The organism is Micromonospora fluostatini (assembly GCF_050410825.1).
GTDB classification, from domain to species: domain Bacteria; phylum Actinomycetota; class Actinomycetes; order Mycobacteriales; family Micromonosporaceae; genus Micromonospora; species Micromonospora rosaria.
Genome location: NZ_CP191251.1, coordinates 232,726 through 250,088, shown reverse-complemented (window position 1 = coordinate 250,088; position 17,363 = coordinate 232,726). Strand labels below are relative to the sequence as shown.

Genomic DNA, 17,363 nt, shown 5'->3' with positions numbered 1-17,363 from the left:
CTGCTGCCGGTCAACCATCGGACCCCGCCGGCGTCAGCCAGCCGGTTGCGCGGCGGCGCGCAGGATCCGGTCGCGGGACCGGTGGACGTCGGCGCGGAGCCGGTCCAGGTCGACGTCCAGCACCCGGCCGTCCCACTTGCGGACCTGGCCGGCGACGAACACGGCGGTGACGTTGCGGGCGTCGCTGCCCAGCACGAGCGTGCCGACCGGGTCGTTGAGCGGCATGGTGTTCAGCTCCGCCGCCCCCACCACCAGCAGGTCGGCCTGCCGGCCCGGGGTCAGCGACCCGGTGACGTCGCCCAGCCCGTTGGTCCGGGCCCCCTGCCGGGTGGCGAAGTCGAGCACGTCGGCGGCGCGCAGCCGGGGGCGTGACGCGCCGGAGCCGTACCCGGCCTCGACGGCCCGCATCCGCTGGATGGCGTACAGCGCCCGCATCTGGGTGACCATGTCGCTGGCCAGCGCCACCTCGACGTCGATGCCCAGCCCGGGACGGATGCCGACCGCGAGGGCCTCGTCCACGGCGGGCACGGCGTTCTCCAGCCCGAGGTGCGGCTCCGAGGTGGGGGCCAGGGAGACCGTGGTGCCGGTGTCGGCCATCGCCCGCCACGCCGCACCGGTCAGCCCGGTGCAGTGGATCAGGGTGATGTCGGGTCCGAGCAGGCCGTCCCGGGCCCAGCCGAGGATCGCCGACGACGACGTGGCCCCGAAGACGGCGTCGACGCTGACCCCGATCCCCAGCTCCCCGGCCAGCCGGGCCAGCTCCGGCCGGTACGCCAGGTCCGGGCCGGCGATCTCGTCGGTGGCCAGCGCGGCCAGCCGGACCGTCAGCAGCGGGTCGTCGCCGTACCGGTCGACCAGCCGGGCGAGGTCGGCCGGCCACTGCCGGTCCCACGCGCCGAAGTGCGGCCGCATCGCCGCGTGCACGCCCCGGATCCCGGTGTCGAGCAGCGCCTGGACGGCCCCGTCGGAGTGCGCCGCCGAGCGCGAGTTGTGCGAGAAGTCGAGCAGGCAGGTGATGCCGCAGTCGAGGGCGGTGAGCGCGGCGAGCCGGGTGCCGACGTACATGTCCTCGGGGGTGTAGGCGGGGGCGTACCCGGCCAGGGTGGTGCCGAGGTAGGCGCCGAGGTCGTCCACGTCCGGCGTGATCCGGCGCAACTGCCCCTGCCAGGCGTGCCGGTGGGTGTCGACGAACCCGGGCGCGACGATGTCGCCGGTGACGTCGACGACGAGCGCGCCCTCGGTCGCGGCCCCGGGCCGCGCACCGCCCGCTGCGGCCCCGGTCCTCAGGTCGGTGCCGACGGCGGCCCCGGACCGCAGGTCGGTGCCGACGGCGGCCCCGGACCGCAGGTCGGTGCCGACGGCGGCCCCGGATCGCAGGTCGGTGCCGACGGCCGCGACGACGTCTCCCCGGATCAGCAGGTCTCCCCGGTCGAGGATGCCGAGGTCCGGGTCCATGGTGACGATCGTGCCGCCGGTGAGCAGGATCGGGCGGCCGGTCCGGTGGGCCTGCCGCAGGTCGTCGGGGGTGGTCCTGGTCATGTCAGCTGCTCCGGGGTCGAAGAAACGCGCCTGCCGTGGCCCACTGTCGGCGGCTCCGGCGGCCGGCGGCAGGGCACCTCGCGCCGGGGCGCACCCCGCCCGGGTGCGCGCCGTCCGGGCACGGACCGGCGGGGCGGCGGCTGCCTGGGTGCGACACACCCAGGCAGCCGGCCGGGTGGCTGGTTACCGTCGAGGCATGGCAGCCAACGAACTCGGCGAATTCCTCCGGGCCCGCCGGGCCCGCCGTCGGCCGGAGGAGGTGGGCATGCCCCGGTACGGGCAGCGCCGCGTCGCGGGGCTGCGGCGGGAGGAACTCGCCGTGCTGGCCGGGGTGAGCGTGGACTACTACACCCGCCTGGAGCAGGGCCGGGAACGGCACCCGTCGGCGCAGGTGGTCGACGCGCTCGCCGAGGCGCTGGACCTCGACCCGGACGCCCGGGAGCACCTGTACCGGCTGGCCGGGCTCACCGCCACCGCCCGCCGGGGCACGGTACGCGACACCGTCGCCCCCGCGTTGCGGCAGCTCATGGACCTGCACCTCACCGCACCGGCGTTCGTCACCAACCGGCTGCTCGACGTGCTGGCGACGAACGCCCTGGCGGACGCGCTGTTCGCCCCGTTCGCGGCGGCGGACAACCTGGCCCGGATGATCTTCGTCGACCCGACGGGGCGCTGGTTCCACGCCCGGTGGGACCGGGCGGCGCGGGCCGCCGTGGCGCACCTGCGGCAGGCCGTGGGGCACGACGCCGGCGATCCCCGGCTGCACGCGCTGATCAGGACCCTCGGCGGGGCCAGCGAGGAGTTCCTCGCCCTGTGGAACTCCCACGACGTGTGGGGCAAGACCACCGACGGCAAGGAGTTGCACCACCCGGACGTGGGCGCGCTGTCCCTGACGTACCAGACCTTCGACGTGCGGGACGCCCCGGGCCAGCAGCTCATCGTCTACCAGGCCGAGCCGGGCAGCCGCAGCGCCGAGGCGCTCACCCTGCTCGGCACCCTCGCCGCGACCCGACGGGACCGGACGGCACCGGCACGGCCGCCGGGGCCGGGGCGCAGACCGACGGCGTGAGGCCGACCCGCACAAGAACGGCGTGCGGGGCGACCAACCAGGACCGCGTGCGGGGCCGGTGGACGCCGGTACCGGCGCCGACCCCACGACGCTCCCCCCGGGGTCGGCCTCCCCCGCGCCGGTACCGGCCGACGGGGGCCGGGTCAGGTCCCGGCGGGAACCCCCGAACGGTGCTGGGAGCCGCGCAGCAGGTGACTTCCGCCGCTGACCAGGGTCGCCCCGGCCGCCATGCCGACCAGGACCAGGATCGCGCTGATCGCCCAGAGGCCCGACTCGGCGCCGGCCGACGCCTGCTGCGACCAGGCGACGGTGAACGCCGCCGTCATCACCGGCACCACCAGCCACGGGTTGAGCAGCCACCCGGCGACGGCGGCGACCGCGACCAGGGAGAGCACCACCCCGAAGACCTGCCAACCGGCGTACGCGCCGGCCGCCGAGCCGGTCCGCGGGTCCGTGGGGTGGCCGGTGTGCCAGCCCAGCCACGCCCACCACACCGCCACCGTCGCGGCGGCGAGGAGCAGAGCCCCGGCGAGGGAGCGGGTACGTGTCGACGTGTCCACGGCCCTGATCATTCCGGTCCGCCCGACGGAACGGATGGGTACCCGTACTCAGCCCGCCGGTCCGGTGGTGTCGTGGCCAGCCCGGTCCCGGCGAGTGTCCGATGCCCGACTGATCGGTGGCGGCGCACCGGTCCCCGTCGGTGGCCACCCGGAACGGCCGTCCCCACCAGCGCGGATGCCCCCGCCCCGGCGGACCGGCCACGGTGGACGACCCGGCGGGCAGCCGGCCCGGCGGAGCCGGTGACCCGGATCGCTATGGTGCGGCACCGTCGGGGTTCGTAGGGTGTTCGGGTTCGCCCGACGCCGGCCGCCCGAGGGGTTGAGAACGCTGACATCCGCCGCCCGTCCCCCGCGCGCGCCCGGCCCGGCATGACGCTCGCCCGGGACCTCGCCGGCCTCCCGACCGACCGGGTCGTCCACCTCGGCGGCCCCACCGTCGAGGTGGTCGCCGAGACGGCGGCCCGGTGCCTGACCGACCATGCCGCCGTCGTCCTCGACCCCGGCTCGGGTGGCCCGCTCGACGTCGTCCGCACGACGCTGGACCGGCTCGAACAGGTGGCGTACGCGCTGCTGCCCGGATGGCTCCCCGAGGCGGCGCAGGTCGGCCGTACCGATCCGCTCAGCCTGGCGGCCGTGCGCGCCGCCGCGACCGGCCGGGCCCGTGGTTCCCGGCACTCCGCGGCCTTCCTGACGCACCTCGCCACCGCCGCGCTCACCGGCCGACGCCCGCGCGGCGACGCCTTCGCGCTGGAGCAGCGCTGCCTCGGGCTGGCCCGGGTAGTCGCGGAGGGCTTCGACCGGTCCGGGCTCGTCCTGCTCGTCGACCTCCCCGCCGACCCGACCGAGCAGGCGGAGCAGGCCCTCGTCGCGGCGGCCGAGTGGCTGGCCCAGCACGGCCGGCTGGGCGTCTGGCTGGTGGGCGGGGCGCTGCGGGTGGACCGGGTCCCCGTCGTCCACCTCGCCCGGCCCGGCCCGGTTGCCACCGGGCCGGCGGGCGGCGGGACGCCGGGTCGGTCCGCGCCGCCGCCGGTGGTCGGGCGGCCCCACCCGGCCAGCGCCGCCGAGGCCGCGCTGGAGGCCGCCCTGGCCGCCGAGAGCTGGGCGGCGGGGCGCCGGTGGAACCAGTCGTACCAGTCGGACGTCCTCACCGCGCCGGTCCGGCTGGACCTGGTGTGGCCGGCCGAGCGCTGCGTGGTCGAGGTCGACGGGCCGGAGCACTGCCACCCGGCCCGGTTCGAGGCGGACCGGCAGCGCGACGTCCGGTTGCAACTGGACGGTTACGCCGTCCTGCGCTTCACCAACGCACGGATCAGCCACGACGTCGGCTCGGTGGTGCACCAGATCGGCACCTACCTGCGGGACCGGCGACGTGCCATGGCGGAAGGAAGGTTCCATGCCCGGCGATGACCTCACCCCGAGCGAGAGCGCGATCCTGGTCGCGTTGATGGCGGTGGCGCGGGAGATCCCCAACACCGAACTGAAGGAGCGGTACCACATCGACGTCCGCAAGGGGTACCGGGACAAGCTCAACCGGCTCCGGTACGTCGAGAGCCGCAAGTCCGGCCGGACGTACCTGCACCAGCTCGCCGACCGGGGCTGGGCCCGGGTGGAACACGACCTCCCCCTCGACGCCCGGGGCGCCCGCGCCCTCGGCGGCGCGCTGACCCTGCTGCTGGCGAACCTGCGGGACCGGATCGCCCCCCGCGACGACTACCGGTCCTTCGGCGAGCTGTTCGCGCTGACCGACCTGCGGGCGGCGACCCCGCCGACGGGCGGACCGCAGGTCCTGCGGACCCGGCTCCGGCAGGCGTACGCGGCCCTCGCCACGGGCCCCGGGGAGTGGGTCGGCCTGACCCGGCTCCGGCCGTTCTTCGGCGACGTCGACGTCGCCGACCTCGACGAGGCGCTGCGGCGCCTGGAGCGGGAGCCGGACGTGAACATCGTGCCGGAGTCGAACCAGAAGATGCTGACCCCGCAGGACGTCGCGGCGGCGGTACGGATCGGTGGCCAGGACAAGCACCTGCTGGCGATCGGCGTGTGATGCGGGAGGCGGAACGCGCCGCCCTGGCGGCGATCAGGTTCAACTGGGCGCCGGTACCCGACGACGTCTGGCGGCCCTCCCCCTTCCACGTCGAGGGGCTGCACGGCGCGGTGGTGCGGGACGTGCTCGACGGGCTCGCCGACGCCCGCGCCAGTGTGGACGGCAGCCCGATCGGCCTGGTGTTGCAGGGGCAGCGCGGCTCCGGCAAGACCCACCTGCTGGGCTGGACCCGCCAGCAGGTGCAGGCGCAGGACGGGTACTTCTTCCTGGTCGGCCTGCTCGACCCGAAGGGCTTCTGGAACAGCGTGCTGACCGCCGTCCTCGACGGGTTGGCCCGGCCGGTGTCCGCCGGACAGACCCAGCTCCGGCTGCTGCTGCGCCGGCTGTCGGCGATGGTGGGCGCGCCCCGCGCCGCGCGCCGGGCGGTGATGGGGGAGACCGAGCTGACCCGGGCCGCGCTGGACGCGTTCGTCGCGGGGCTGACCCGGCTGGACCGGCACGTGGTGACCCGCTGCCAGGACACGGTACGGGCGCTCGCGCTGAGCGTGTCGGAGGACGTCGCGCACCGGGACATCGCCGAGAACTACTTCGCCTCGGGCGAGGAGGAGACACCGGCGGAACGGGCGGCGTGGGGGATGCGGCGCGCGCCCCGTCCCCCGCAGCAGCTCGTGCAGGACCTCTCCTGGCTGCTCGCGCTGACCGGCCCGACGGTGATCGCCGTCGACCAGATCGACACGATGATCGCGCAGTCGGTGCTCGTCGCGGACCCGGCCCAGCAGCGGGTCGACGTCCGCGACGACCCGGAGCAGGCGGCGGCGCTGGCCCGCTTCGCCGACGGGCTGATGACCCTGCGGCAACTGACCCGCCGCACGCTGACCCTGGTCGCCTGCCTGCCCACGTCCTGGACGATCATCCGCAACCAGACCGTGGACACGGTGGGTGACCGGTTCCGCCAGCCGCCCCAGCTCAAGACGATCGACGACGTCGACCTGGGCCGGGCCATCATCGAGAAGCGCTTCGCCCTCCACTTCGCGGACCTCGGGTTCGTGCCGCCGTACCCGTCCTGGCCGGTGCTGCCGGACGCGTTCGCCGGGGCCGGCGCGATGACGCCCCGGCAACTGCTGATCGACATCGACCGGCACATCCGGGCCTGTCTCGCCGCCGGTGAGGTACGGGAACTGGCCCGGCTCGGCGACCCGGGCACCGACCCGGCCCCGCCGCCGCCCGTCGACGTCTGCGCACCGGCCGACCTGGCCCGCTTCGACGCCCGGTTCGCCCAGCTCCGGGCGGAGGCGGACGTGGCCGCCCCGCTGGCCCGCGACACCGAGGACGGCACGGTCCCGGCGCTGCTCGCCGCCGGTCTCACCGCCTGGGTGCTGGAGCGCGGCGAGACCGGCGGGGTGTTCAGCGTCGACCCGCCGCCCAGCGCCGACCCGCCGTTGCACGCGCGCCTGCGGCTCACCCTCGACGAGGCCACCGAGGACCAGGTCCACTGGTGTTTCCGGGCGGTCAGCGACGGCCACCACGCCATCGCGGCGCTGACCCGGCTGCGCAAGGCGTGCACCGCCACCGGGCTCGACGAACGGGTCGCCAGACGCAGGCTGTTCCTGCTGCGCAACGCCGCCTGGTCCGGCGGCGCGAAGACGAAGCTGGCGGTCGAGGCGTTCCACCGGGCCGGCGGGACCACGCTGCCCCTGACCGACGAGGACCTGCGCACCCTGTGGGCGCTGCGGGGCCTGCTGGCGGAGGCGCCGGTCGACGTCCGGGGGTGGCTGGCCGCGCGGCGGCCCGCCCGGGACGTCGCCGTCCTGCGCCGGGCCCTCGCCGACGTCGGGGACTGGCTCCCGGCCGCACCGCCCCCCGGCGAGCCCACCACAGCAGGCGCCACCACAGCAGGCGCCACCACAGCGGCCGAGCCCTCCGCTGGCTCCCCCGCCGGGCCGGACAGCTCCCCCACCGGGCAGGACGGGGGCGGTGGTCGGGTGACGCCCGCCCGGCCCCGGGACGAGGGCCCGGTGTTCACCGTCGGGCACGACCACGGCGACGGTACGCCGGTGCGGCTCGCGCTCGAGGCGCTGCGCAAGCACACCACGATCTTCGCCGGCTCGGGGTCGGGCAAGACGGTGCTCATCCGCCGGATCCTGGAGGAGTGCGCCCTCCAGGGCGTCTCCGCCATCGTGCTGGATCCGAACAACGACCTGGCCCGGCTCGGCGACGCGTGGCCGCAGCCCCCGCAGCACTGGGGTCCCGGGGACGCGGAGCGGGCCGCCGCGTACCTCGCCGGGACCGAGGTGACCGTCTGGACCCCGCGCCGCTCGGCGGGGCGCCCGTTGAGCTTCCAGCCGCTGCCGGACTTCCGGGCCGTGCTCGACGACCCGGACGAGTTCACCGAGGCGGTCGAGGCCGCCGTCGCGGCGCTGGCGCCCCGTGCCCAGCTCACCGGCCGTACCAGCCGGGCCCACCTGGGCCTGGCGGTGCTGCGCAAGGCCGTCGAGCACTACGGCCGGCGGGGCGGCAGCCGGGTCCAGGGGCTGGTCGACCTGCTCGCCGACCTGCCGGACGGCCTGGTGGACATCGACGGCGCCGACAGGATCGGGGCCGCCCTGGCGCAGTCGCTGGCCGCCGCGATGGTCAACGACCCGCTGTTCGGCGGGGAGGGCAGTCCGGTGGACCCGGGGCTGCTGCTCACCCCGCCACCGGGGCGCTCGGCCCGGATCTCCGTGGTCAACCTGGTCGGTCTGAACTCCGACGAGACCCGGCAGAGCTTCGTCAACCAGTTGCAACTGAGTCTGTTCGCCTGGATCAAGCGGAACCCGGCCCACGACCGGCCGCTACTCGGCCTGCTGGTGATGGACGAGGCGCAGACCTTCGCCCCCTCCGGCGCGATGACCGCCTGTACGCACAGCACGCTGGCCCTGGCCGCCCAGGCCCGCAAGTACGGCCTCGGGCTGGTCTTCGCCACCCAGTCGCCGAAGTCGCTGCACAACCGGATCCCGGGCAACGCGGCGACCCAGCTCTACGGCCGGCTCAACGCCCCGGTGCAGATCGAGGCCGCCCGCGAGATGGCCCGCGCCAAGGGTGGTGACGTCCCCGACATCTCCCGGCTCGGCACCGGGGAGTTCTACCTCGCCGCCGAGGGGGCCGCCCCGGTCAAGATCCGTACCCCGCTGTCGCTGAGCCACCACCCGGCCAGTCCGCTCACGGTGGAGGAGGTGTTGGAGCGGGCCCGCAACCCGTAGCGTCCGACACCATCCGTCACCGCCCCGGCACCGCCCGGCGACCCTCCGGCCCGCCGCGCACCCCACCTGAGCAGCACTGGCGCACCTGCGCTAGACAGGAACGCAGACAACACCTCCTGGGACGGCTGGAGCACATGGCACAACCCCTCCTGGTCTGGCTGCTCGGTGGCGTCCTGCTGCTCGGTGCGGGCTTCGTGACAGCCCTGCTGCCCCGGTGGCGGGCCCGCGCGCAGGACCGTGTCGTCGCCTGGTCGGCGGCGCGGGCGGCGATCGACAGCGCCGCCGTCAGCCGGGACGCGGCCCGGCACCCGGTGCCGGAGGCGGAGCACCTGCTGGCCCGCGCCGAGCACCTCGCCGCCGGGCGCGGCGGGCCGACGGCGGCCCGCACGGCGACCGGGTACGCGCGCCGCGCCGACGAGCTGTGGCGGGCGGGCCACCGGGCCGGGGGAGGTACGGCGTGACCGGCCGTCAGCTCCTGCGCCGGGCCGACCGGCTGCGCTGGGTCTTCCTCGGCGTGGCCGTGGTGGTCCTGGTGGTGTTCCTGCTCGCCCAGCACCAGAGCGTCGAGGTCAGCTACGGCCAGTCCCCGTCGGCGTCGGGCCGGATCGAGGAGGGGTCGGCCGGTGAGCTGAGCGACGTCACGCTGCCCTCGGTCGAGGAGATGACCGCGCTGGTCGCCGCCGACCCGGTGGTCCGGCTGCCCGGGGCCGTCGCCGCCTGGAACGAGTCCCGGGTCAGGGACGCGATCGGCGCGCACGACGTGCGCATCCTGGTCGCGCCGCCCGGCCTCGACGAGGAGCAGCGCAAGCACCTGCGCGAGGTCGACAACGCCACCATCCGGGTGATCGGCACCCAGGTCAGCGGCGGCCTGTACGAGGTCACCCCGGACCGGATCCCCGGCTGGCGGGCGCAGTTCGCCACCCACGACGTGACCGACCTGCTGGTCACGCTGATCACCACGCTGAACAAGGACCCCCGCCCGGAGGACCGGGACGAGCTGCGCTGGCGCGAGCCGACCGACGCGGAGGTGGAGCGGGTCGCCGCCGACCTGCGCGCCGACCGGCCGCACGTCGCCGCCGGGGCCACCCTGACCCGGGTACCGGCCGACGCCGCCCGCAACGCCTTCCCGGACGGCGCCCGGTACGTGGTGCTGCCCGCGCAGCCGCACGGCGAGCCGCTGCCCGCGTACGGGCCGGTGCTGACCCGGCTCTTCCCCGACGAGCCGATCGTGCTGATGTACGGCACCTGGATCGAGTACCACGGCCCGGCCGGGGAGGAGTTCGCGGAACTGGCCGCCGCGAGCTTCTACGCCCAGTTCGGCAGCCGGCTCAGCCGGTACGCCTATCCGCAGCAGAACGTGCTCACCGCGTACCTGAACCAGGTCACCGACATCCGGTACGCGGGGCTGTTCGACCGGCCCCTGCCGTACCGGCCGCTCGACCCGCTGCGGGTGGCGCTGCCCGCCCTGCCGTGGGTCTTCGCCGGCTGCGTGGCCGCGTTCCTGGTCCTGTCGATCCGGTCGCTGCGCCGCTCGGGCGGGGGCCTGCTCGCCCGTCCCGGCGACCCGCAGCGCGGCGGGGTGCCCGCCCGGCTGGCCGGGCTCACCGCCCTCGCGCTGGAGGTCTCCCTGCTCACCGACGCACGGAGCAACCCCGCGCTGACCCGGGGCATCGTCACGCTCCAGGCGGCCCGGGAGGCGCTCGACGAGGGGCTGCCGGACCGGCACGTGACCCGCCTGCTCGACACGGCGACGGCCGAACTGGACGACACCGCCCGCACGCTGGGCATCGCCGGTTACCGTCCGCACCTCTACCTCCAGGGGAGGCTGTCGTGATCCCCGCCGCACGCCGGTGGTTCACCCGCCCCGCCGTCCGACGTTGGCTCGGTGACCTGGTCAGCACCCCGTTCGGCCTGGCCGTGCTGGCCTGCGTGGTGCTGGCCGGCTGGGCGCTGTGGTCCGGCGGCCTGCTGGACGGGCCGATGGCCCGCCAGGTGCGGACCTCCTCGGTGTACGCCGCCCCCGGCGTCGACCTGGACCGGGCCGCCGCCGAGCGGATCATCGGCAACCGCCGGCTGGTGGTGCTGCTGATGGCGCCGGGTGCCGACCTGCGCGCCGCCTGCCAGGACGTGGGCCAGGCGGCGAAGGGCACCCTGGTGCTGGTGATGAGCGCGGACGGCGACGACTGGGACACCTACGGCTGCGCCCGGTACACCGGTGACGACGCGAAGGACTTCGGCAAGGCGGTGGTGGCCGAGACGACCATCTCCCGGGGCACCGACGGGTTCGTCGACCGCCCGTTGGAGGCGTTGAAGGTCGTCGTCGTCAACTACGACCGGCTGGTGCGGGCCGCCATCGTCCCGGACGGCGGGCGCACCATCAGCCCCTCGTTGCCCCGCTTCCTGCTCGCCGGCGCGGCGCTGGTCGGGGTGGTCGCCGGCGCGACCGCGCTCTACGTCGGCGGTCGCCGGGCCGGCCGGCTCGCGGCCGTGCGCCGGGCCCGCCGGGACGAGAGCGCGGACGGCCGCAGCGCGCTCAGCGCCGCCGCGGCCGTCCTGGCCCAGCAGATCATCGACCTGGATCGACGGTACGCCCAGGTGCACCGCCAGGCCACCCGCGCCGGTAAGGACCACGCGTTCCTCCGTGGCTACCGGAACCTGACCACCGGGTACGTCGCCCTGCTCGACGACCTCGCCACGGTCGACGGTGACGCCGCCGCCGTCCGGCGGCTCCGGGAGCGGGTCGACGCGCTCGGCCGGGAGGCCACCACGCTCGCCGACCGGACGGACCGCCCCGGCCGGTGAGCGCCCGACCCTGCCTCGGCGCGGGTCACCGTCGGCGGACGTTGCCCGAGGGCGGGAGCTGCGTCCCCGTGGTGTTGCTCTGGTTCTGCTGCCCGGACGAGGTGTTCGGCTGGGTGGTGGGCGGGACGTACTGGCCCTGCTGGGGCAGCAGGCCGCTCGCCACGTAGCTCAGCCCGGCCACGGCCGCGCCGTACCCCGCGGCCTGCGGGTTCGACGGGGTCAGGCCACCGTAGACGCCCTGACCCACCGCGTTGGCCACGGCGGGCACGATCTGCCAGAGGTTCGGCTTGGGGTGCGGGTTCTGGGGGTTCCGGTGGATCTGCCACTGGTTGTAGGCGGCGGTCAGGACGGTGTTCATCAGTTGCGCCCCGCCCGCGCCGACCCCACCGGCGTAGACGTTCGGCCATCCCGCCAGGGTGCCGATCGCCTGGGTGACGAAGGCCGCCCCCAGCAGGACCTGGTTGCGCCGTTCCTCGTTCTTGATGGCCTTCCACGCCTGGCCGGTCCAGTGCTGGAGGTCGAAGCCCCGCCCGTTGGCCCGGGGTTCCATCCGGTAGAACTGGCCCTCGACGTCGAAGTTGTGGCCGTCGAAGGCGCTCTCCAGGCGCTCCACCGAGGAGTTGGCGGAGACGTTGGGCAGGGACGCCTGGTAGTCGCTCGCCGTGTACTGGCCGTACCCGGCGGGCAACGACGTGGTGCTCGTGCTCCCCACCGGACTCGGCTGGTACTCCTGGTAGTAGCTGCTGTCGCTGGCGTGGCTGTACACGCTGCTCGACGCGGCGTTCGTGGTCTGGTACGGGTACATCTGGTACGAGTACTGCTGCTCCTGCTCCGGGCCGATCTCGTCGCCGCTGTTCGACCCGCTTCCCGACTGGCTCTGTCTGGGCATCCGCGTACCTCTCTGCTGCGTGGGAGCATGACGCTCTCTCTACGGCCGGCCCGGCACCCCGGTTCAGGCGCTCCGGAGGTGCTTTTCGCCACCGTCGACTACCGGTGGGAACGGTGGGGGCGGTGGGGGCCCCGGGTGCGCCGCGCCGGGCAGCGCCCGCGCGGCGGCCCGTTCGGTGATCGCGGCGACCTCCCGCTTGGCCTGCGCCGAGATCCGGCCGGCGTCCGGCTCCTTGTACCAGGGACGCAGCGTGATCACCGCCGGGCGGATGCCGGTGGCCAGCAGCAGGGCGGTGCCCTTGGACAGGGCCCGGATCCGGTCCGGCGGGAGCACGTGCTCCTGCCGGTAGGAGGTGGACCGCGACGAGCCGTCCCGGCTGCGGGAGACGCTGACCGTGCTGACGTCGTGCTGGCCGACCAGCTTGGAGACCTTCTCCACGAAGTCGGCGTCGTCCAGGCCCGCGCCGAGCAGCTTGATGGTGGCGGCCCCCCACAGCGCGTCCATCCCGGCCTCCCCCCACACCCGGGAGCCCTGCCGGTAGCTCTGCAACAGGGTGACCACGTTGATGCCCCGGGAGCCGAGGTGGGAGTAGAGGTCGGGCAGGTCGGAGATGCGGCAGACGTTCGCCGCCTCGTCCAGCACCGCCGTCATCGGTGGGTCCAGCCGCCCGCCCATCCGCTCGGCGGCGACCACCCCGGCGCGCAGGGTGGCGTCGGCGAGCCCGGCGATCACCCCGGCCGCCGACCCGCCGCCGTCCTTGGAGAGCAGGTAGAGGGTGTCCCGGCCGAGCACGTGCCGGTCCGGGCGGAACTGCGGCAGGTACGGGTCCGGGGTGACCCAGGCCAGGATCTCCGGGTCCAGCAGGCAGGCCACGCACTGCCGGGCGGTCTCGTAGATGCCGTCGCGGGTCTCCACCGCGCCCCGGACCGTGCCCTGCAACTGCTCGGCCATGGCGTGCAGCCCCGCGTCGCGCAGCAGGTCGACCGGGGTACGGTCGGCCGGGTCGGCCAGCCACCCGAGCAGGTCGGCGACGGAGGCCCCGCCCCGGGCGGCGGCCAGGAAGAGCGCGGTCAGGGTGTTCTGCGCCGCCGAGATCCAGAAGTCCTTCTTGGTGGTGTCGTCGTTGACCGAGGCCACGAAGTGCCCGGCCAGCCGCCGGGCGCCCTCGATGGTGCCGCAGTCGCCGAGCAGGTCCCACCACATCTCCCGGTGGCTGTGCGCGATGCCCTGCGGGTCGAAGGTCCACACCGTGCCGGTGCGCTCCCGTTCGGCCCGGGTCACCGCGTACACGTCGGACTTGTTGGAGGTGAGCAGGACCGCGCCCCGGGCCCGCAGCACCCGGGGGATGGCGATGCCGGTGGACTTGCCGGCCCGGGGCGCCATCAGGTCCAGCTCCACGTCCTCGAAGGAGGAGCGCAGCTCGGGGCCGCTCGGGGCGAGGTCGCCGAGGAGGTTGCCGGTCTCGTCCGGAGGCAGGTGCCTCATCCCGGCCAGCGAGGGGCGCAGTTCCCGGGCGCGGGCGGCGATCCCGGCGGGGGCCAGCGAGGCCAGGTCCCGGGCCCGGGCCAGCCCGATGCCGCGCCGCCGCCGGTCCAGCAGGGCCCGCCCGCCGACCACCAGCGGGGTGACTATGAGGGCCGCCGTCACCACCGTCCCGGTGTAGACGGCCCAGGCGGGCGCCCCCGGCCAGAGCGCCCCGGTGTCCCCGCCGACCAGGGCCAGGTAGGAGCGCAGGGTGAACGGCGGCAGGTGCCAGCCGTGTCCGGTCAGCCCGGCCCCGAGGCTGCCGCCCAGCCAGGCGACCAGGAAGATCCCCAGGTTGGCGAGGGCCACCAGGCTGAAGGCCCAGAAGAACAGGTCCGACCCCTTCGGCGGGCCCCCCGACGGCCCGCTCACGCCCGCCACCCCCGGTCGGCCGGCGCGGTCCCGTCGGCCCGGTGGGCGAACTCCGGTCGGGTACCCAGGTTGCCCAGTTCCGCCTCGGCCTCGAAGGCCGCCTGCCGGGCCGCCGCCCGCTCGGCCGCCTGCTGCGCGGCGTACCCGTTCTGCACCCACCGCTGGTTGGTGTCGTGCAGGCGGCGTTCGGTGTCGGTGATGGAGACCCGGATCGGGATACCCGGCCGACCACCCACCTTGATCAGGAACCGGCCCCGCCCGGGGGGCTCCTCGTTGCTGCCGGTGCTCGCCCAGCCAGGCGGGGAGGACCAGGAGGAGACCAGCTCGACCTCCCGCCGGGACAGCCCGATCACCCGGCCCAGCTCCTGCATCTCCGCCGCCGGCAGGCCGGCGCAGGCCACGATGCCGGCCCGCTCGACGAAACCCCGGGCCTTGGCCCGGTCGGAGTCGGAGCCGAGCGCCTCGGCGTCCTTGAGAGTGTGGGTGATCTTCGCATCGCCGAGACCCAGCGACCGGTTGAGCCGGGTCAGGGCGTCGATCCGGTCGACGATGCCGGAGGCGGCCCGCAACGGACGCCACAGCTCGTCCAGGATGGTGAAGAACCAGCGCCGGGGGGCCAGCCCGGCGTCGGCGAGGGCGTGCGAGGCGGCGACCGTACCCAGGCCGTCCGACCAGGCGGCGAGCATGGCCGCGGCGGTGAGCTGGGTGTCGGCCTCTCCGATCCGGGAGATGTCGATGCAGACGGCGGGGGCGTCCGGGTCGATCCGGGTGGAGGTGACCGAGCCGAACGTGTCCCCCAGCGCCCCGTCCAGGATGCCCAGCAGGGAGCGGTGCAACGGGTCCACCGCGTCCCGGTAGCGGGTCTCCTGACCCCGGTCCAGGGTCACCGCCCGGACCCGGTCCGGCCCCTCCTCCAGCACCCGCAGCAGGTCGGGCAGGAGCGGGGCGCGGTGCTTCGGGGTGTGCTCCCGCAGGTGCCGCAGGCAGGCCGAGAGGACCGCCTGCTCGTGGTCGTCCAGGGCCCGGCCCCGCACGATGGTCAGCAGGGCCGCCACCATGTTCAGCACCCGGCCGTGGGTCTCGGCGGCCAGCGCCTGGCCGGCCTGCCCACCGATGCGCTCGGCGGCCAGCCCCATCGCCCCCGGATCGAGCACGTTGATCCCGCCGACCCCCCGGCCGATCTGGATCACCTGCCCGCCGAGGGCCCGTACCGTGTCGGCGTAGTCCGGCTTGAGGTCGCCGAGGACCAGCGGCACCACCCCGGTCGCCGCCAGGCCCACCGCCATCCGGTTGATCAGGGTGGACTTGCCCAGGCCCGGCATGCCGAGCATGAACAGCGACGGGTTGGAGATGTACCGGGCCCGGGTGAACCAGGAGATCGGGTCCCCGCAGACGGTGGCCCCGGTGAAGAGGTGCTGCCCGAGCGGGACCCCGGACATCGGCGCCCCGGAGCCGGCGGAGAAGGGCCAGAGCCCACAGGCCTGCACGGTGGTGGCCCGCCACATGGTGGGGGCGTCGAGGTAGCCGACCTTGCCGCCGCCGGGCCCCTCCCAGCCCCGGTTCGACACGGGCAGGCTGCGGGACGGCCGGGCGGGCCTCGTCTCCTTCGGCGGCTTCGGCGCCTCGTCGTCCGGGTCGCCGACCACGCCGGTCAGCGCGGTGGCCGCGCCGGAGCTGCCGGCCGGCCAACCGGTACCGAGGTCGCCGGTCCGGACACCGGCGCGCAGGTCGGTCCTGCCGGTCACATCGCCTCCTGGAGTTCGTGCGGCAGCATGGTGTGCTCCCAGGGGAGAATCCCGGTGGGCAGGGTGCAGGTGAACGCCGCCGCCTGCATCCGGTTGGCCGGGCGCATCGCGATCCGGGTCGCCCCGGTCATGTTGCGGACCAGCACCGAGGCGTCGTCAAGCTGGTCGTGGCGGTCGACGGTGATGGTGAGCATGAGCGAGAACTCCACCAGCCCGGCCCCGGTGGCCTCCTCGGCGGCGGCCTGCTCGGCGGCGCGGACCTCGGCGGCGGCCCGCGCCTGCACCATGCCCCGCCCGGAGGTGGCCATGAACTGCGCGGTCCGCCGGTCGGACTCGACGATCCGGGCCGAGGTCGCCGGGTCGATCGGCCGGTACAGCAGCGCCACCCGCTTGCGCCGGGTACCGGCGGAGGCGTCGAGCATGGTGCGCAGCACGCTGGAGCGGACGGTGCCCCGGGGGGCGAGGGTGAGCAGCCAGGTCCGGGAGACCCCGGAGTCGTGCTGGTACGCGTCGACCGTCTCCACCGCGGCGACCGGCCCGGCGTCGGCCCACTCCAGGCCGGTGTGGCCGTGCTCGGCCCGGACGCTGAGCACCTCACCGGCGCAGCCCGGGTCGTAGGCGACCCGGACCACCTCGGCGATCTCCTCGGCGGTGAGCGGCTCGGCGACCCCGCCACCGGCGCTGATCAGCCCGGTCAGCAGGCTGGGCACCCGGATGGCCAGGTCGGTGACCACGTCCTCGGGATCGCGGCGCGGACCGCCGACCGGGGCGTAGGTGAGGGTGATGTACGAGTTCATCTCCGACGAGGCGGAGGGGTAGTCGTCGACCACCTCCTCCATCACCGCGCGGGCGGCGGGCGGGGCCGAGTCGTCGAGCCGGGGCAGCACCTCGGTCGCCAGCCGGGTGCCCGGGTCCGGTGCGGTCTCCACCACCACCGAGGCCCCCCGCAGGCCGGGCTCGTGGGCGAGCCGGGACAGCCACTCCCCCCACAGCGCCACCCACGTGTCGACCTGGTCGGGGTCGACCAGGGAGCCGCCGTCGGGTTCACAGCGCAGCACGATCGTGTAGAGGTGGCGGTTCTTGTGGTGCAGCACTCCGAACGGCCGGTCGTAGGCGTCCCGCCCCTCCCGCGAGACCACCCCGCTGAGCAGCCCGGGAGGCTGGAAGCGGCCCTCGGGGCGGGCCGACAGCGGCCCCGAGACGTACAGGTGCTCCTTCCTGGACTGACGCCGGGACCACCCGATCCGCAGGGCCACGAGCTGGTACAGGTTGCGCCCGTCCTGGGTGCGTACCGCCAGTGGGGCGATCCCCATCAGGAAGGGTGCGCCGACCACCAGCGCCGCCTGGATCGAGATCAGCGAGGCGAGCAGGACCACCACCAACCCGCCGAAGACCCCCACCGTGCCGGCCAGCCCCAACGGGCCCAACCCGGCCCGCCGGGGCCGGCGCCAGTTGCCGTACGTGGGCTCGATGGCGGCATCCGTCGACATGTGCCTGTCCCTTCCCTGTCCCCGGGCCGGCGGGCGCGCCGGGTGTCCCGGCGGCCCCCGTGGGCCCGTACCGTCGGTGCTCTCCGTGCCGGC

13 protein-coding genes are annotated in these 17,363 nt (G+C 75.3%); 7 read left to right on the top strand and 6 right to left on the bottom strand.

The genetic code is table 11. The annotated features are described in order from the left end of the window. Positions 1-33: 33 nt before the first annotated feature. Positions 34-1,539, bottom strand: coding sequence for an amidohydrolase family protein (locus tag ACQUFX_RS01180; RefSeq protein ID WP_428964177.1), 1,506 nt, complete (start codon positions 1,537-1,539; stop codon positions 34-36). A 196-nt stretch (positions 1,540-1,735) separates the two neighbouring features. On the opposite strand from ACQUFX_RS01180, the gene ACQUFX_RS01175 reads away from it, so the two are divergent. Then, the gene (locus ACQUFX_RS01175; RefSeq protein WP_428964176.1) at positions 1,736-2,608 is read left to right on the top strand and encodes a helix-turn-helix transcriptional regulator; all 873 of its coding nucleotides are present in this window, start codon (positions 1,736-1,738) and stop codon (positions 2,606-2,608) included. 143 nt (positions 2,609-2,751) lie between these two features. Here the strand turns inward: ACQUFX_RS01175 and ACQUFX_RS01170 are convergent, their stop codons facing one another. Continuing rightward, the gene (locus tag ACQUFX_RS01170; protein ID WP_428964175.1) at positions 2,752-3,168 is read right to left on the bottom strand and encodes a hypothetical protein; all 417 of its coding nucleotides are present in this window, start codon (positions 3,166-3,168) and stop codon (positions 2,752-2,754) included. A 369-nt stretch (positions 3,169-3,537) separates the two neighbouring features. Here ACQUFX_RS01170 and ACQUFX_RS01165 point away from each other — a divergent pair, with 369 nt between their 5' ends. From ACQUFX_RS01165 to ACQUFX_RS01140, 6 genes are all read left to right on the top strand, one after another. Beyond that, positions 3,538-4,575 carry an endonuclease domain-containing protein gene (locus ACQUFX_RS01165; RefSeq protein ID WP_428964174.1) on the top strand — a complete coding sequence of 346 codons (1,038 nt, stop codon included), beginning with the start codon at positions 3,538-3,540 and terminating at the stop codon, positions 4,573-4,575. Then, positions 4,562-5,209, top strand: coding sequence for a hypothetical protein (locus ACQUFX_RS01160; protein ID WP_428964173.1), 648 nt, complete (start codon positions 4,562-4,564; stop codon positions 5,207-5,209). The genes ACQUFX_RS01165 and ACQUFX_RS01160 overlap by 14 nt, the downstream gene beginning before the upstream one ends. Continuing rightward, complete coding sequence (locus tag ACQUFX_RS01155; RefSeq protein WP_428964172.1) at positions 5,209-8,448, top strand: ATP-binding protein; 3,240 nt, start codon at positions 5,209-5,211, stop codon at positions 8,446-8,448. The genes ACQUFX_RS01160 and ACQUFX_RS01155 overlap by 1 nt, the downstream gene beginning before the upstream one ends. Before the next feature lie 134 nt (positions 8,449-8,582). Beyond that, positions 8,583-8,909 carry a DUF6403 family protein gene (locus ACQUFX_RS01150; RefSeq protein ID WP_428964171.1) on the top strand — a complete coding sequence of 109 codons (327 nt, stop codon included), beginning with the start codon at positions 8,583-8,585 and terminating at the stop codon, positions 8,907-8,909. Then, positions 8,906-10,282, top strand: a complete 1,377-nt coding sequence (locus ACQUFX_RS01145; protein WP_428964170.1) for a hypothetical protein — start codon at positions 8,906-8,908, stop codon at positions 10,280-10,282. Before ACQUFX_RS01150 ends, ACQUFX_RS01145 begins: the two co-directional genes overlap by 4 nt. Then, positions 10,279-11,250 carry a hypothetical protein gene (locus tag ACQUFX_RS01140; RefSeq protein WP_428964169.1) on the top strand — a complete coding sequence of 324 codons (972 nt, stop codon included), beginning with the start codon at positions 10,279-10,281 and terminating at the stop codon, positions 11,248-11,250. The genes ACQUFX_RS01145 and ACQUFX_RS01140 overlap by 4 nt, the downstream gene beginning before the upstream one ends. A gap of 25 nt (positions 11,251-11,275) precedes the next feature. Here the strand turns inward: ACQUFX_RS01140 and ACQUFX_RS01135 are convergent, their stop codons facing one another. From ACQUFX_RS01135 to ACQUFX_RS01120, 4 genes are all read right to left on the bottom strand, one after another. Further along, the gene (locus ACQUFX_RS01135) at positions 11,276-12,139 is read right to left on the bottom strand and encodes a hypothetical protein (protein WP_428964168.1); all 864 of its coding nucleotides are present in this window, start codon (positions 12,137-12,139) and stop codon (positions 11,276-11,278) included. A gap of 63 nt (positions 12,140-12,202) precedes the next feature. After that, complete coding sequence (locus tag ACQUFX_RS01130) at positions 12,203-14,035, bottom strand: type IV secretory system conjugative DNA transfer family protein (protein ID WP_428964167.1); 1,833 nt, start codon at positions 14,033-14,035, stop codon at positions 12,203-12,205. Continuing rightward, the gene (locus ACQUFX_RS01125; RefSeq protein ID WP_428964166.1) at positions 14,032-15,780 is read right to left on the bottom strand and encodes an ATP/GTP-binding protein; all 1,749 of its coding nucleotides are present in this window, start codon (positions 15,778-15,780) and stop codon (positions 14,032-14,034) included. Before ACQUFX_RS01125 ends, ACQUFX_RS01130 begins: the two co-directional genes overlap by 4 nt. Further along, positions 15,777-17,270 (bottom strand): SCO6880 family protein, encoded by a 1,494-nt coding sequence (locus ACQUFX_RS01120; RefSeq protein ID WP_428964165.1) that lies wholly within the window; start codon positions 17,268-17,270, stop codon positions 15,777-15,779. The genes ACQUFX_RS01125 and ACQUFX_RS01120 overlap by 4 nt, the downstream gene beginning before the upstream one ends. Positions 17,271-17,363: the final 93 nt, after the last annotated feature.

What these genes read in the sequence shown, in the direction of transcription:
- ACQUFX_RS01180 (WP_428964177.1), bottom strand. Translation starts at nt 1,539, where the DNA reads ATGACCAGGACCACCCCCGACGACCTGCGGCAGGCCCACCGGACCGGC.
- ACQUFX_RS01175 (WP_428964176.1), top strand. Translation starts at nt 1,736, where the DNA reads ATGGCAGCCAACGAACTCGGCGAATTCCTCCGGGCCCGCCGGGCCCGC.
- ACQUFX_RS01165 (WP_428964174.1), top strand. Translation starts at nt 3,538, where the DNA reads ATGACGCTCGCCCGGGACCTCGCCGGCCTCCCGACCGACCGGGTCGTC.
- ACQUFX_RS01160 (WP_428964173.1), top strand. Translation starts at nt 4,562, where the DNA reads ATGCCCGGCGATGACCTCACCCCGAGCGAGAGCGCGATCCTGGTCGCG.
- ACQUFX_RS01155 (WP_428964172.1), top strand. Translation starts at nt 5,209, where the DNA reads ATGCGGGAGGCGGAACGCGCCGCCCTGGCGGCGATCAGGTTCAACTGG.
- ACQUFX_RS01150 (WP_428964171.1), top strand. Translation starts at nt 8,583, where the DNA reads ATGGCACAACCCCTCCTGGTCTGGCTGCTCGGTGGCGTCCTGCTGCTC.
- ACQUFX_RS01135 (WP_428964168.1), bottom strand. Translation starts at nt 12,139, where the DNA reads ATGCCCAGACAGAGCCAGTCGGGAAGCGGGTCGAACAGCGGCGACGAG.
- ACQUFX_RS01120 (WP_428964165.1), bottom strand. Translation starts at nt 17,270, where the DNA reads ATGTCGACGGATGCCGCCATCGAGCCCACGTACGGCAACTGGCGCCGG.